This is a genomic window from Actinopolymorpha sp. B9G3 (assembly GCF_040120725.1).
Lineage (GTDB): Bacteria > Actinomycetota > Actinomycetes > Propionibacteriales > Actinopolymorphaceae > Thermasporomyces.
In genome coordinates this window covers 12,636-26,141 of sequence record NZ_JBEEAB010000011.1, presented here as the reverse complement: position 1 = coordinate 26,141, position 13,506 = coordinate 12,636, and the positions used below count along the sequence as shown (strand labels likewise).

Genomic DNA, 13,506 nt, shown 5'->3' with positions numbered 1-13,506 from the left:
CGAGAATCTCGACTCGGACCAAGGAGGTGAGAGGCGTGACTGAGCCGATCAAGGACGATGTCGTGGACCTGCTCACCCGGCAACACAACGAGATCAGGAGCCTGTTCATCAAGGTCACCCAGGCGGGAGGCAAGGAGAAGCGCGAGTTCTTCGCAGATCTCGTCTGGCTGCTTGCCGTGCATGAGGCTACCGAGGGAGAGGTCGTCCACCCGATCGCGCGCAAGGAGATCGACGATGGGGACGAGGTGATCGAGCACCGCGTGGAGGAGGAGCAGGACGCCAAGGAGGCGCTCGCCGAGCTGCACGACCTCGGCGTCGACCATCCTGAGTTCAGGGCCAAGCTCCTGGCGCTGGCCGAGGCGATCGCCGCACACGCGAAGTACGAAGAGGACGAGGAGTTCCGCTTCCTCCGCGAGCGGGTGCCACCCGGCCTACTGCAGGAGATGGCCGGGGCCGTTGAGGCCGCCCAGGCCACGGTGCCGAACAGGGAGCGGGTTGAGGCCGACAATTCGACCGACGCCACACCGGCCGACGCACCGCTGGCGATCTTCGAGCACGTCCACGACGCCGTCCGCGAGTGGCGGCTCCGCGACCGATGACGACGTGGCCGGCGGGTCCCCACCAAGGGGGTTGAGGTCCCACTCAGTACCGCCCTGCCCGGGATCGACGGGACCTTGGGCACCCGACGGCCGTGGTCGTTCGCCCCTGCTGTCTGACATGAGGACGGCGTGTGCTGGCTGTCGAGAGATCCGCCTGAGAGGAGACGGTCATGAACGAGCGCATGTGGGAACGCATCGGAGCAGCCAGCGGGTTGTTGTCCGCGGCCCTGCTGGCGGCAGCGGTGCTGGTACTGCCGTCGACGGGTGGGGTCGGCTCGACCGCGGCGATGATCCGGTACTTCGCCGACTACAGCGTCCAGGTGCGGGTGTCGCTGCTGCTGGTCCTGCTGGCCATGGTCGTGTTCCTGTGGTTCGTCGGACACCTGCGGCACGTCCTGCAACGGGCAGAAGGTGGCGCGGAAGCGTTCTCGCCCGTGGTGCTGGGTGCTGGTGTCGCGCTGTCCGCCGTGGGACTGCTGAGTGTGGTGCCGGGCGGAGCGCTCGCCTATCTGGCGCAGGGGCCGCAGAGCATGATGGCTGGCGACGTTGCGCGCTCGCTGATCGGCGCGCGCATGTTCTCCGGCGCGGCGCTGGAGTTGCTGATCGCGCTCTTCACCGGAGCCGCAGGACTCGCCATGGTGCGCCGGGAGCTGGCAGGGAGGTGGCTCGGCTGGTTCGGCCTGTCCGTCGCCGTGATCGGGCTGATTGCCGGCGTGGCAACCGCGATGACGATCACCGTTTCGACCTTTGCCACGGTGATGAGCTTGCTCACCTTTGCGACTTTCGTTCTGTGGCTCGCTACGGCGTCCGTGGTCATGGTCGTCCGTCCCGAGGTCGAACGCACGCCGGCCGAGCGCTCCGTCTTCGCCCACTGACGAAACCGGATCAGCGGCGTCGGCGGGGCACGATTCGGCGCGGAAAGGCCGACTGAACCGGTCCCGGCGTGGAAAGGAACTCGGTGTGAAGGCTCTCGTTGCGGTGACTGCGTTGGCCATCGGTGCTGGGGTGACCGGTGCCGTCATCGTTCGGCGGCGGCGCCGCAGAAACCTGCAGCCGTCCCAGGTCGGATGAGGTCCCGAGGACGTCCCGGAAACGCCCGCGCAGCTGGATCGGACGGCGGTCTGCCGGGGGAGCGGCACGACACGGCGGCGTCGATCGCCGAGAGCCACTCCGCGGTGGTCGCGTTCATCGGGGATCGTGCGTACAAGGTCAAGAAGCCGGTGAACCTCGGCTTCCTCGACTACACCACCGTCGCCGCGCGGGAGGTGGCGTGTCGCCGGGAGCTGAATCTCAACCGGCGGCTGGCGCCCGATGTCTACCTCGACCTCTGGGAGGTCCAGGACAGTAGGGGCAGGACCCGCGACTGGGTCGTCGTGATGCGCCGCATGCCCGCGGATCGACGGCTCTCCACGCTGGTCCGTCAGGGAGAGGACGTGGAAACCGACCTCAGGACGTTGGCGCGGCTGCTCGCGGCGTTCCACGCCGGCGCCGAGACCGGACCGGCGGTGGCTGCCGCCGGTCTGCCAGGCGCACTACGAAAGCGTTGGAGCGACAACCTCACCGAGAGCGCTCTCTTCGCGGGGAGCGTCCTCGACAAGCAGCAGTTCGACGAGATCGGCGACCTTGCGCTCTCCTACGTCGACGGGCGGGCGCACCTGCTCGACGAACGGGCGAGTGCCGGGTACGTCGTCGACGGTCACGGCGACCTGCTGGCCGATGACATCTTCTGTCTTCCCGACGGGCCGCGTGTGCTCGACTGCCTGGAGTTCGACGACGCGCTCCGCAACGTCGACGGCATCGACGACGCCGCCTTCCTGGCAATGGATCTCGAACGACTGGGTGCCGCGGACCTCGCGCAGCGGTTCCTCGGGTGGTACGGCGAGTTCTCCGGAACGGTGGCGCCGCCTTCGCTGGTGCACCACTACATCGCGTACCGCGCGTTCGTCCGTGCCAAGGTCGCCTGCCTGCGGTATCGGCAGGGTGTGCCGGAGGAACGGGCGAACGCGCGGCAGTTGGCCGGCATGGCGTGGCAGCATCTGCGGACTGCGCGGGTCCGGCTCGTGCTGGTCGGCGGTCTGCCGGGCACCGGCAAGTCGACCGTGGCCGCCGGTCTCGCCGACCAGCTGGGGGCGACGTTGCTGCGGAGCGACGAGATCCGCCGGGAAGTACCCGGAGCCGCCGCGCTCGACCCGCACGCGGGTTACGGCCGCGGGTTGTACGAAAGTAAACACGTGCACGCCACCTATCGGCAGCTGCTGGCCCGCGCCCGGACGCTGGTCGAGCACGGCGAAACCGTCATCGTCGACGCCACCTGGAGCGACCCGGACGAACGCCGGGCGGCGCGGACGCTCGGGCGGGAAACGTCCACCACGCTCGTGGAGCTGCGATGTGTGGCGCCCGCCGAGGTCACCAGGCCGCGCATCGCTTCGCGGGTCGGTGACGCGTCGGACGCGACGATCGAGATTGCCGGGCAACTGGAGCAGAACTTCGCGGACTGGCCCGAATCCCTCCCGATCGACACCGCGCGGTCCGCCGACGACGCGGTGGCGGCGGCATGGGGAATCCTGAAGGAGTAGGTCGTCAGGAGGTGTCATGCAGTCCGGCCATCGCAGTGTCCCGCACACGGCCGACAGCCGGTTCGAGGCGTGGGCGCCGACGCGGGAGCTGTGCGTGGCCGAAGCCGTCACCGCGATGGTCGAGACGTTCGCCGACACCACGTCGGCGAGCCCGACCGACGTCGCCACCTTCGAGGTCGCCGAGGACGGCGACGAAGACCTCCTCGTCGAAGTGCTCAGTGAAGTCATCTACCTCATGGAGACCGCCGACGTCCTCCCCCTTCGGGCCACCGTCGAGCCAGCGGAAGAGGAGGGCTACGACGTGCGGTTCGCGGTCACCGGACTCGACCAGACCGAACTGGTCGGCGCCGTGCCGAAGGCGGTTTCCCTGCACGGGCTGCGATTCGACGAGAACGCCGACGGCTGGACGTGCGCCGTCACCCTCGACGTCTGAGCCGATCCGGTGAGGTGGCCGGTTCCTCCTTCGTCGTGACCGCGGCGGTGACCTCGACCTCCAGGACCGCTTCGGGACGGAAGAGCCGGCTCACCTCGACCGTCGTACTGGCCGGTGGTGGCGTGCCCGGGAAGAGCCGGCGGCGTACGGCACCGTAGGCGGGAAGGTCGTCCATGTCCGTCATGTACGTACGGATGTGCAGGACGTCGGCGAACGTCGCGCCGTGCGCGGCGAGGATCTCGCGGATGAGTTCGAAGATGCGTTCGGCCTGGGCAACGGGGTCGCCTGGCGCGACCACTTCGCCGGCGTCGTCGACGGCGACCTGCCCGGCCAGCATGAGCAACGCGCCCCCGTCGATGTCCAGCCGGGCGACATGCGCATAGGGGCCGACGGGTTCGGCGACGGTGGCGGGATTGTCGAGAGTGACCTGCACGGTGGGCTCCTTCAGTTGTTCGTACGGGCAGTCATTCGTACGCGCGGAGAACGGCCAGCTGAACCGCGCTCAGACGATGCTGGCGAGGTCGGCACTCCGGTCCCGTGCCCGTGAGCTGCCCCGTCGCTGCCGCGTCGGCACTGCCCACGGCATCGACGGCAGCCGCGTCGGCCAGCATGGTCAGAACGAGTGCCATGCCTTCCACAGTAGGCACGCCGTTCCCATGCGACCACCGAATGTCCTGCATGGCTGCCATCGCGACACCGCATGGCTTGCGCCTAGCATGAACGCCATGCAGATCGAGTCCCTCGAGGTGCTGCGTACCGTCGCCCGCCACGGTTCGATCACCTCCGCCGCCAGGGAACTGCGCTTCACCCAGTCCGCGGTCTCCCGGCAGATAGTCGTGCTCGAGCAGGAGTTCGGTGCCCAGGTCTTCGACCGGCTGCCGCGTGGCGTGGCACTCACCGAGGAGGGGGTGTGCCTGCTCGCTCATGCCGAGGCCGTCCTGGACCGGCTCGACGCCGCCCGGCGTGACCTGGAAGCGCTGCGTGGGTTGGGTTCCGGCCGGATCAGGGTCGGCGCGTTTCCCACCGCGGTCGCGGCACTCGTCCCGCGGGCGCTGGGGGCGTTCCGCGAGACCCATCCGAAGGTGTCACTGGCGCTCCTCGAAGGTCGGACGCCAGACCTGCTCGAACGACTGAGCGCCGGTGACGCGGACATCGCGGTGGTCAGCGCGGCACCCGACCAGCCACTCGACACGGGACGGTACGACCTGCGCCACCTGCTCGACGAGCACCTCCTGGTGGCCGTGAGTCGTACGCATCCGTTGGCGCATCGTCGGGTCGTACGCCTTGCGGAGTTGGCCGATGACTCCTTCATCCCAGGTTCGGCCACCGACGAGGACACCCTGCTGCGCGCGAGCCTGCCACCGGACTTCCACCCGCGTACCGGCATCGTCGCCGCCGACTGGACCGGCAAGCTGGGCTGCGTTGCCGCCGGCCTTGGCGTCGCGCTCATCCCCGCGCTCGCCCGCCGGGCGGTCCCCGCCGACATCGCGCTGCTCCGGCTGAAGAGTGCCGACTCGTCCGTACGCCGGGTGTTCGCCGCGACCGTCGCCGGCCGGGCGAAGTCTGCCGCGGCCACCGAGTTCCTCACTCACCTCGGACATGCCGCGAGTGACATCTGACCCGGAGCCTTCGTCAGGCCACGGCGTCAGGCCACGGCGTCAGGGGACGGCGTCAGGGGACGGCGGAGGGTCACCGACGGCTCCGGCGGTCATCCCTTGACGACGCCGATGGGGAGCAGGTGGGCGACCGGACGGGCGAGACCCGCGCCGGTCGCGGCCTCGATCACCGCGTCGATGTCCTTGTACGCCTCGGGTGTCTCCTCGGCGAGGCCGCGCCACGAGGCCCCGCGCACCGCGATGCCCTGCGCCTCCAGGCGGCGCCGCAGCTCCTCGCCGCGGATTCCCCTGGCGGCCTGGTGCCGGCTCAGCATCCGCCCCGCGCCGTGACACGTCGACGCGAACGCCGGGCCGCCCTCGACACCGGTCAGGACGTACGACGCCGTCCCCATCGACCCCGGAATCAACACCGGCTGCCCGGCGCCGCTGATGTCCCGCAGGTCCGCCGGGAGGTCGGGATGCCCTGGCGGCAGTGCCCTCGTCGCCCCCTTGCGGTGCACGCAGAGCCGGCGCGGTTCGCCCGCCACGTCGTGCGTCTCGATCTTCGCCAGGTTGTGCGAGATGTCGTAGACGAGATCGAGGCCGCAGCCGGTGATCCGGTCGAAGACCCGACGCGTCGCCTCACCCAGCAGTTGCCGGTTCGCCCTTGCGTAGTTGGCCGCGGCCGCCATCGCACCGAGGTACACCCGGCCTTCGGGCGACTCCACCGGTACGCATGCCAGCTGCCGGTCCGGCACCCGGATGCCGTAGCCCGGCATGGCCTTCTCCATCGTGCGGACATGATCGGAGCAGATCTGGTGCCCGAGTCCACGGGAACCGCAGTGGATCATCACGCAGACCTGGCCGGTACGAAGTCCGTAGGCCGTGGCGACCGGCTCGTCGAGCACCGAGTCGACGACCTGCACCTCGAGGAAGTGGTTACCCGAGCCGAGGCTGCCCACCTGGTGCAAGCCGCGATTGACAGCGCGTTCGCTCACCTGGGCAGGGTCCGCGTCATCCACCGCACCGCGGTCCTCGCAGCGGTCGAGGTCGCGGGCGACACCATGCCCCTGCTCGACGGCATACCGGGAGCCACCCCGCATGACCTTCTCCAGCTGGTCCTTGCCGCCAAGCTTCCACACCGCTCCGCTGCCCATGCCGCGTGGAGTCGCATGCCCGAGACCGTCCATCACCGCGTCAAGGTGAGGTTGCAGCTCGGCGCGGTCGAGGTCGGCGGCATAGAGGCGTACGCCGCAGGAGATGTCGAAACCGACGCCACCCGGCGACACGACGCCACCCCGGTCGATGTCCGTCGCGGCCACTCCGCCGATCGGAAATCCGTAACCCCAGTGCATGTCCGGCATGGCGTACGACGCCTCGACGATGCCCGGCAGCGTTGCCACATTGGCGACCTGCTGGAGCGCCTGGTCACCGCCGGCCTCTGGCAACAGGGCGCGGGACGCGTACACGATGCCAGGCACCCGCATGTCGTCGACGGGATCGATCCGGAACCGGAACGCCGTCTCCTCGACAAGCTTCATCGTCGTCGCTCTCCCTCGCTCTCCTCCGCCGCCGCCACATTCTGTTTGACCGCGAGGAAACTGTCGGGGGTGACGGAGATGGAATCGATGCCCGCGCGGACCAGGATCCGGGCGAACTCGGGGTCGTCACTGGGCCGCTGCCCGCACAGGCCGACCTTGCACTCCTGCCCGACCATCCGAGTACGCCGGTGCGCCACGGTGACGAGGTGCTGGATGCTGCGTACCACGGCGGGATTGCGTTCGTCGAAAAGTCCAGCCAGTTCGGCGGAATCCCGGTCGACACCGAGGGTGAGCTGGGTGAGGTCGTTGCTGCCGATCGAGAATCCGTCGAAGCGTTCGGCGAACTCCTCGGCGAGGATGATGTTGGACGGGATCTCCGCCATCACATAGACCCGCAGGCCATTGCGTCCGCGACGCAGGCCGTACTCCCTCATGGTCTTCAGCACGTGGTCGGCCTCGTCGGTCGTACGACAGAACGGGATCATGACGACGACGTTGGTGAGTCCGATCTGGTCACGCACCCTGGCGATGGCCCGGCACTCCAGTGCGAACCCTGCCTGGTATCCCTCGCTGTAGTAGCGGCTCGCACCCCGCCAGCCCAGCATGGGGTTCTCCTCGGCGGGCTCGAACCGTTGCCCACCGATGAGCCGGGCGTACTCGTTGGTCTTGAAGTCACTCATCCGGACGATCACCGGATCGGGCCAGCGGGACGCGGCGATGTGCGCGACGCCGGTCGAGAGGCGATCGACGAAGTACTCCGTCCGGTCGCGATAGCCTCGCGTCAGCTGGAGGATGCGCTCCCTGGACTTCTCGTCCACCTTGTCCGGGTGGACCAGTGCCATGGGGTGCACCTTGACGTGGTTGTTGACGATGAACTCCATCCGGGCGAGGCCCACTCCGTCGGCGGGAAGGCGCCACCAACGCAATGCCGCCGCCGGGTTGGCGAGGTTGAGCATGACCTTGGTGCGCGTCGCCGGGATGGCGGCGAGGTCGAGATCACGCGCCTCGTACGCACAGATCCCCGCATAGACGTAGCCCAGCTCGCCTGCCGCGCACGACACCGTGACGTCCCGGCCGTCGGCCAGCGTCCCGGTCGCGTCGCCCGCCCCCACGATCGCGGGGACGCCGAGCTCACGGCTGACGATCGCGGCGTGCGACGTACGCCCGCCGTGGTCGGTGACGATCGCGGCGGCCCGCTTCATGATGGGCTCCCAGTCCGGGTCGGTGAGGCCGGTGACCAGGACGGATCCGTCGACGAACCGGTCGATCTCCGCCGGGCTCGCGAGGTTGCAGACGCGGCCGGCAGCGATGGCGTCCCCGACCGCCAGGCCGGTGACCAGGCGTTCGGCGGTGCCGGTGAGGGTGTACGACCGCAGCAGTGCGGCCTCGCGACGGGCCTGGACCGTCTCGGGCCTGGCCTGGACGAGGAACAGCTCGCCGGTACGGCCGTCCTTGGCCCATTCCATGTCCATGGGTCCGCCGTAGTGCTTCTCGACCGCGGCGGCCCACCGGGCCAGGGTGAGGATCTCGTCGTCGTCGAGGACGAGACCGGACCGCTCCGTCTCACTGGTGTCGACGGACCGGGTGTGTACCGCCTGCCCGTCGTCGGCATAGACGACCTTGGTCTCCTTGCCGCCACATGTCCTGGACAGGATCGGACGGAGATCGGGCCGGTCGAGGAGCGGGGTGAACACCACGTACTCGTCCGGGTCCACCTGGCCGGCGACGACCGCCTCGCCGAGTCCCCACGAGGCGTTGATCAGCACGACCCTGGGGAATCCGGTTTCGGTGTCGAGGGAGAACATCACCCCCGCTCCCGCGAGATCCGAACGGACCATCGCCTGTACGCCGATCGACAGCGCCACGCTCAGGTGGTCGAAGCCGAAGTCTTCGCGATAGTGGATCGCCCGGTCGGTGAACAGCGAGGCGAAGCACCGCCGGCAGGCGGCGAGCAGGTCCCGCTCGCCGCTCACGTGGAGGAAACTCTCCTGCTGCCCGGCGAAGCTGGCCTCGGGGATGTCCTCGGCGGTGGCGCTGCTGCGCACGGCGACATCGGGGTCGGCGTGGCCGAGGTGTTCGGACAGCCTGCGGTAGGCGTCCCGGACGGCGTCGGTGAGATCCGCTGGAAGGTCGGTCTCGACGAACAACTCGCGGATGGCAGCACCGACCGTGGCGAGGTCCGCGCCCGCATGGAGAAGGTCGAGTTGCGCCGCCACCTGGTCCCGGAGACCCGTGGTGTCCACGAACTCCCAGTACGCCTGTGCGGTGGTCGCGAACCCCTCCGGTACCCGGACGCCGGCACCTGAGAGGTGACGCGTCAACTCGCCGAGTGAGGCGTTCTTCCCGCCCACGACGGCGAGGTCGCCGCGATCCACCTCGGCGAACCACGCGACGTGCCGATCGACGGACATGACCTTCACCACCTTCCACCGCGCGGATCCCGGCACACCACGAGCCCCACCACCCCCGGTGTGCCCGCCAGGAGGATCGGCCGGAGCGCGTTACTCGGGCGTTCGCGCCGACGGCAGAAGCTGGTGTGCCCGGCGGGCGGCCTTCGCGGCGGTCTCGCCGGGTGGTTCAGGTGGCGGGACGTGTTCGAGACCGCTGGCAAGCGCACTGACGGCATCGGTGAGTGCCCGCACGTCGCGCTCCAACCGCTCCAACCGGTCGTCGGTCTGGCCGGCCGTCCGGACGTGCTCGGACCCGGCCTCGTCGCCAGCAGCGGACGCCTCCCCGCCACGCGCAGGTCTGACGCCACGTGCAGGTCTGAACAGTGTCGCGAGCTGATCCGGCATCTGGGCGAACGCCGTCTCGAGCAGGCCCGGCGAGAACATCTCACCCAGGCCGGAGGAGACGGTGGACGCCACGTCGGGTACCTCCGCGGTCGAGATCCTGGCCTCCTGCGCGAACCGGGCAGTGCACTCGCCGGCGGCGATCCTGATCGGGACCCTGCTCGGGGCCCACCCGTCGTAGAAGACGCCACGCAGCACCTCGGGGAGCTGGGCGGCCAGGTGCGCTGCCCCCTCCACGGGAAGCCGGTCCCGCACCGTGTGCAGCCAGGCCCGGACGACCCGAAATGTGAAGTCCAGGTCTTGGGTGCCGAGATGTCGGCCGATGGTCGCCAGCCATTCGTGGGCCGTGCGTTCCGCGTGTTCCAAGGCGTGTGGCCGCAACGTCATCGCCCCCTGGAGATCCCTGGTGTACGTACCGTCTCGTTTCAGCCGTCTCGTTTCAGCATCTGCAGGCGGTCCGCCCGGATCCAGGGCCGAACGACCCGAGCGAACGTCTCACGTCCGGCACTACACAACTGCCACGCGAATCGGTTCGCTGTGAGAGACCACGAGTACCGAGTCCACCTGGGGGCGATGACTGTGACAAGCATCATGCGGCGCGAACCCGGCCGCTTCGGAGATCTGTTCGACTGGTTCGGGGAGGAACTGCTTCCGACACCCCTGCTCGGCCCGTTGGCGGGGCGACACCTCATCCGGGTGGAGGAATACCTCGAGGCCGGAAAATATGTTCTCCGCGTCGAATTGCCCGGAATAGACCCGGACAAGGATGTCGAGATCACGGTCTCGGGCGGAATGCTCACCGTGCAGGCGGAACGGCGCGAGGAAAAGAAGGAGGCGCACCGGTCGGAATTCAGGTACGGCTCCTTCCGGCGCAGCGTGACACTGCCCGCCGGCGCCGACGAGGACGACGTTCAGGCCTCGTACGCCAACGGCATTCTCGAAGTCAGGGTCGGGGTGAAGGAGCCCGAGCGGGCCGAGGTGCGACGCATTCCGATCGCCCGGCAGGGCTGAGCCGACTGGTTGCCCGACACCGCTGACACCTCGACCACCTGTCCTGCGGGACGATCCACCACGCACGAAGGAGTCACGATGACCACCGCACGCGACATCATGCACGCCGGCGTCACCTGCGTCGGCGAGAACGAAACCCTGCAGCACGCCGCCCAGACGATGCGCGACCAGGACATCGGCGCACTGCCGATCTGCGGCGACGACGATCGGCTGCACGGAATCATCACCGATCGCGACATCGTGGTGAAATGCCTCGCGGCCGGCGGCGATCCGGCGACCATGACCGCCGGCGAGCTGGCACAGGGCACGCCGTACACGGTTGACGTGAGCGCCGACGTCGACCAGGTGCTGCAGACGATGGAGGAGCACCGGATCCATCGGGTTCCCGTCCTCGAGGAGCACCGCGTCGTCGGCATGATCGCAGAGGCCGACCTCGCCCGGCACCTGCCGGAGCAGCGGGTCGGTGAGTTCGTCGAATTGGTCTGCGCAGAGATGACCGGGCCCAGCCGAGCGAGCTGACGCGCCGTCCAGATCGCGGCGGCGCCTGGGCTGCCTTTACTCGGCGGCCGGTGCCGCCGCCCTCACCCTGCGTCCGCGGCGGCTCTCCCCGTGACCTCGTCCACGCTCTCGGCGGCATCAGGTGGGATCACGAAGACCGGACACTTCGCGTGACGTACGCAGTAGGTGCTGACGGAGCCGAGGAGGGCCGTGAGGACCGCGCCGCGGCCGTGGCTGCCGACGACCAGTGCGGACGCCCCGGCGGACAGGGCGCACAGTGCGCGGCCAGGCTCGCCGTGGATGACGGAGGTGCGGACCGCCACGCCATGGCTCCGCGGGTCGGCCTGCCGCAGCGCCTCCGCGATCATGTCGTGGTGTTCTTCGGCCACCAGGTCGACTTCCTCGCGTGGTGTCGGGACGGTGAGGAAGGGGGAAGGGGGAGCGACACTGCAGACCGCCACCGCGTGCACGGTGGCGCCGGCGCCGCTCGCGAACTGGACGGCCCAGGCGACCGCCAGCCGGGCGGCGGGCGAGCCGTCGACTCCTACGACGACCGTGGCGCCGTGCTCCTCAACCATGGTGACCAGGCCTTTCCTGAGGGGACCGCTCCGGTGCTGACATCGCACGTCGATCGGTCTGCGTGGTGGCGGTCTGCGTGGCGTCGGTCTGGGTAGCGTCGGACTGCTCGGCCAGCAAGGTGACGAGGTCGTCGGAGGTCAGTATCCCGACGATCTTCTCCTGCTCCGTCACGAGGACCGCGTCGCCGGTGCTGTAGGCGATCTCGACGGCTGCCTGCCGGACCGGTTGGTCCGCCGCGACCCGCGGGGGTGGTTTCCGGGCGACCGCAGCAGCCGAAGGGGGCCCGTCGAGGACCGGCCAGCCGGCCAGGTGCCACACGACGTCGGTTTCGTACAACAACCCCACGCACTGTCCGCTCTCCATCACCGGTGCGTGGTGGACGCCCGCACCCACCATCAGCTGCAGGGCGGCGTCGGCGCCCGACGCGGCGTCGATGCCGAGGACGTGCGGCCTCATCACGTCACCGACCAGCCGGTCGCCGACGCTGCCGTAGGCGGTCGACCGCGCCGCGGCGGCGGGCGGGACACCTGGTTCGGGAACGCTGGTGGGGAGGATGGCGACCGCACAGGCGGCGTGTCGCATGCACCGGGCCATCGTCGACGTGTGCAGCGGGTCGCGGCCATGGGTCCGGCCGAGTACCAGGAAGGCCGCCCGGCGTGACCGTTCCAGGAGGACCTCGGCCGGGTCGCCGGGCACCACCCACTGCGACACGCGCTCTCGCAGCCTGCGCCGGGTCGGAGGGAGCGCCACGTCCACCGCTGCTGCCAGGAGGACTGCCGGATCAGGCATCCCCTCACCCTGGTCCCGGATGGGCGTTGCCAGGACGGCCTCCACCTGCAGGTCGCGGCGCTCGGCTTCGGTCGCGGCCCACCGGAGTGCGCCGACGCTGGCCGCCGAACCGTCCACGCCGACGATGATCGGTTTGTGGTTCACTGTGCCTCTCCCTGTCTGTGCGCCACGACGATGACGGGGCACCTGGCGTGGTGCAGCAGCGCCTGGCTGGTGGAACCCAGCAGCATCCCGGTGAAGCCACCACGGCCGCGGGTGCCCACGACGACCAGGCTCGCCCGCTCGGAGAGGTCGACGAGCACGCCGGCGGGGTGGCCCGTGGCCACTCGTTCCTCGACGGGTAGGTCGGGGTACTCACGGCGCCAGCCGGTGAGAGCCCGGTCCGTCAGCGTGAGATCGGCGGGTGTCCTGGCGAGCATCCTGCGCAGTCGCGCCGCCGGTCCGTGGCGGCTGACATGCACGACCATGAGCCGGCCGCCCCGCAGGGCTGCCTCCTTCGTACCGACCTCGACCGCGGCGGCGGACTGCGGCGATCCGTCCACGCCGACGACCACCAACCCCTCGGCGCGGTCCGGCGACGGCGTACCCCGTACGACCACCACGGGGGCGTGTGACTTGGCGACGAGTTCGACGGTGGGTGAACCGGCGACCGCGTCCGCGAGAGCGCCGACGCCGGACGTGCCGACGACGACGTACGCGGCGTGCCGACTTGCCGTCAGCAGCAGCGGCAACGCCATTTCCGTCACCACCTCCGTGCTGACGTCGAGGGCCGGTGCCACCGACCGGGCGACCTTCTCGGCCTCGGCGAGAACAAGTTCGGCATGGGCATGCATGGCCGCCTCCTGACCCTCCTGCCACAGGACGGTCGGAACGTTCAGCATCGGCCACGCGAAGGCGTGCACGATCCGTAGGGTCACATGGCGGAGGGCCGCTTCCCTGGCGGCCCAGGTGACGGCGTCCAGCGCCGCCTCGGACCCGTCCGCGCCCACCACGACGGGTCTCGAGTCAACCGTCACCATCGGTGGTCCCCTCGTCAGAGTCCGCGGCCTATGACAAACGCGGCGTTCCGGCACGAACTCGTTGCTCACCGCGG

At 69.6% G+C, this 13,506-nt stretch carries 15 protein-coding genes; 7 read left to right on the top strand and 8 right to left on the bottom strand.

Annotated elements, in window-relative coordinates; all coding sequences use genetic code 11:
• The first annotated feature begins 35 nt into the window (after positions 1-35).
• The 4 genes from ABNF93_RS19550 (at position 36) to ABNF93_RS19535 (ending at position 3,608) form a co-directional block, all read left to right on the top strand.
• Positions 36-599: a hemerythrin domain-containing protein gene (locus ABNF93_RS19550; protein WP_349329531.1), complete on the top strand. Its 564-nt coding sequence runs from the start codon at positions 36-38 to the stop codon at positions 597-599.
• Between the two features lie 170 nt (positions 600-769).
• Complete coding sequence (locus tag ABNF93_RS19545; protein ID WP_349329529.1) at positions 770-1,474, top strand: hypothetical protein; 705 nt, start codon at positions 770-772, stop codon at positions 1,472-1,474.
• 192 nt (positions 1,475-1,666) lie between these two features.
• The gene (locus ABNF93_RS19540; protein ID WP_349329528.1) at positions 1,667-3,175 is read left to right on the top strand and encodes a bifunctional aminoglycoside phosphotransferase/ATP-binding protein; all 1,509 of its coding nucleotides are present in this window, start codon (positions 1,667-1,669) and stop codon (positions 3,173-3,175) included.
• A gap of 16 nt (positions 3,176-3,191) precedes the next feature.
• A complete protein-coding gene (locus ABNF93_RS19535) occupies positions 3,192-3,608 on the top strand; it encodes an archease (RefSeq protein ID WP_349329527.1) in 417 nt (138 codons plus the stop codon).
• Here the strand turns inward: ABNF93_RS19535 and ABNF93_RS19530 are convergent.
• Positions 3,592-4,041, bottom strand: coding sequence for a RidA family protein (locus ABNF93_RS19530; protein WP_349329525.1), 450 nt, complete (start codon positions 4,039-4,041; stop codon positions 3,592-3,594). The genes ABNF93_RS19535 and ABNF93_RS19530 overlap by 17 nt on opposite strands.
• A gap of 31 nt (positions 4,042-4,072) precedes the next feature.
• The gene (locus tag ABNF93_RS19525; RefSeq protein WP_349329524.1) at positions 4,073-4,237 is read right to left on the bottom strand and encodes a hypothetical protein; all 165 of its coding nucleotides are present in this window, start codon (positions 4,235-4,237) and stop codon (positions 4,073-4,075) included.
• A gap of 96 nt (positions 4,238-4,333) precedes the next feature.
• On the opposite strand from ABNF93_RS19525, the gene ABNF93_RS19520 reads away from it, so the two are divergent.
• On the top strand, positions 4,334-5,227 hold the full coding sequence (locus ABNF93_RS19520; protein ID WP_349329523.1) for a LysR family transcriptional regulator: 894 nt from the start codon (positions 4,334-4,336) through the stop codon (positions 5,225-5,227).
• Positions 5,228-5,316: 89 nt separating this feature from the next.
• Here the strand turns inward: ABNF93_RS19520 and ABNF93_RS19515 are convergent, their stop codons facing one another.
• The 3 genes from ABNF93_RS19515 to ABNF93_RS19505 form a co-directional block, all read right to left on the bottom strand.
• Positions 5,317-6,744 carry an RtcB family protein gene (locus tag ABNF93_RS19515; RefSeq protein ID WP_349329522.1) on the bottom strand — a complete coding sequence of 476 codons (1,428 nt, stop codon included), beginning with the start codon at positions 6,742-6,744 and terminating at the stop codon, positions 5,317-5,319.
• Positions 6,741-9,155: a phosphoenolpyruvate synthase gene (gene ppsA, locus ABNF93_RS19510; protein WP_349329521.1), complete on the bottom strand. Its 2,415-nt coding sequence runs from the start codon at positions 9,153-9,155 to the stop codon at positions 6,741-6,743. Before ppsA ends, ABNF93_RS19515 begins: the two co-directional genes overlap by 4 nt.
• Positions 9,156-9,245: 90 nt before the next feature.
• Positions 9,246-9,923 (bottom strand): DUF2267 domain-containing protein, encoded by a 678-nt coding sequence (locus tag ABNF93_RS19505; RefSeq protein ID WP_349329520.1) that lies wholly within the window; start codon positions 9,921-9,923, stop codon positions 9,246-9,248.
• A gap of 204 nt (positions 9,924-10,127) precedes the next feature.
• On the opposite strand from ABNF93_RS19505, the gene ABNF93_RS19500 reads away from it, so the two are divergent.
• Both ABNF93_RS19500 and ABNF93_RS19495 read left to right on the top strand, forming a co-directional pair.
• Positions 10,128-10,547 (top strand): Hsp20/alpha crystallin family protein, encoded by a 420-nt coding sequence (locus ABNF93_RS19500; protein WP_349329519.1) that lies wholly within the window; start codon positions 10,128-10,130, stop codon positions 10,545-10,547.
• Between the two features lie 78 nt (positions 10,548-10,625).
• Positions 10,626-11,066, top strand: coding sequence for a CBS domain-containing protein (locus ABNF93_RS19495; RefSeq protein ID WP_349329518.1), 441 nt, complete (start codon positions 10,626-10,628; stop codon positions 11,064-11,066).
• 62 nt (positions 11,067-11,128) lie between these two features.
• On the opposite strand, the gene ABNF93_RS19490 is transcribed toward ABNF93_RS19495, so the two are convergent.
• The 3 genes from ABNF93_RS19490 to ABNF93_RS19480 are packed head-to-tail and all read right to left on the bottom strand — an operon-like array spanning position 11,129 to position 13,432.
• A complete protein-coding gene (locus ABNF93_RS19490) occupies positions 11,129-11,623 on the bottom strand; it encodes a universal stress protein (protein WP_349329517.1) in 495 nt (164 codons plus the stop codon).
• Positions 11,616-12,557, bottom strand: coding sequence for a CBS domain-containing protein (locus ABNF93_RS19485; RefSeq protein WP_349329516.1), 942 nt, complete (start codon positions 12,555-12,557; stop codon positions 11,616-11,618). Before ABNF93_RS19485 ends, ABNF93_RS19490 begins: the two co-directional genes overlap by 8 nt.
• Positions 12,554-13,432: a universal stress protein gene (locus ABNF93_RS19480; protein WP_349329515.1), complete on the bottom strand. Its 879-nt coding sequence runs from the start codon at positions 13,430-13,432 to the stop codon at positions 12,554-12,556. Before ABNF93_RS19480 ends, ABNF93_RS19485 begins: the two co-directional genes overlap by 4 nt.
• Between the last annotated feature and the right edge of the window lie 74 nt (positions 13,433-13,506).

Excerpts from the sequence above, each read along its gene's own strand:
- ABNF93_RS19545 (WP_349329529.1), top strand. The coding sequence starts at position 770 with ATGAACGAGCGCATGTGGGAACGCATCGGAGCAGCCAGCGGGTTGTTG.
- ABNF93_RS19540 (WP_349329528.1), top strand. The coding sequence starts at position 1,667 with ATGAGGTCCCGAGGACGTCCCGGAAACGCCCGCGCAGCTGGATCGGAC.
- ABNF93_RS19535 (WP_349329527.1), top strand. The coding sequence starts at position 3,192 with ATGCAGTCCGGCCATCGCAGTGTCCCGCACACGGCCGACAGCCGGTTC.
- ABNF93_RS19525 (WP_349329524.1), bottom strand. The coding sequence starts at position 4,237 with ATGGCACTCGTTCTGACCATGCTGGCCGACGCGGCTGCCGTCGATGCC.
- ABNF93_RS19520 (WP_349329523.1), top strand. The coding sequence starts at position 4,334 with ATGCAGATCGAGTCCCTCGAGGTGCTGCGTACCGTCGCCCGCCACGGT.
- ABNF93_RS19515 (WP_349329522.1), bottom strand. The coding sequence starts at position 6,744 with ATGAAGCTTGTCGAGGAGACGGCGTTCCGGTTCCGGATCGATCCCGTC.
- ppsA (WP_349329521.1), bottom strand. The coding sequence starts at position 9,155 with ATGTCCGTCGATCGGCACGTCGCGTGGTTCGCCGAGGTGGATCGCGGC.
- ABNF93_RS19505 (WP_349329520.1), bottom strand. The coding sequence starts at position 9,923 with ATGACGTTGCGGCCACACGCCTTGGAACACGCGGAACGCACGGCCCAC.
- ABNF93_RS19500 (WP_349329519.1), top strand. The coding sequence starts at position 10,128 with ATGCGGCGCGAACCCGGCCGCTTCGGAGATCTGTTCGACTGGTTCGGG.
- ABNF93_RS19495 (WP_349329518.1), top strand. The coding sequence starts at position 10,626 with ATGACCACCGCACGCGACATCATGCACGCCGGCGTCACCTGCGTCGGC.
- ABNF93_RS19490 (WP_349329517.1), bottom strand. The coding sequence starts at position 11,623 with ATGGTTGAGGAGCACGGCGCCACGGTCGTCGTAGGAGTCGACGGCTCG.
- ABNF93_RS19480 (WP_349329515.1), bottom strand. The coding sequence starts at position 13,432 with ATGGTGACGGTTGACTCGAGACCCGTCGTGGTGGGCGCGGACGGGTCC.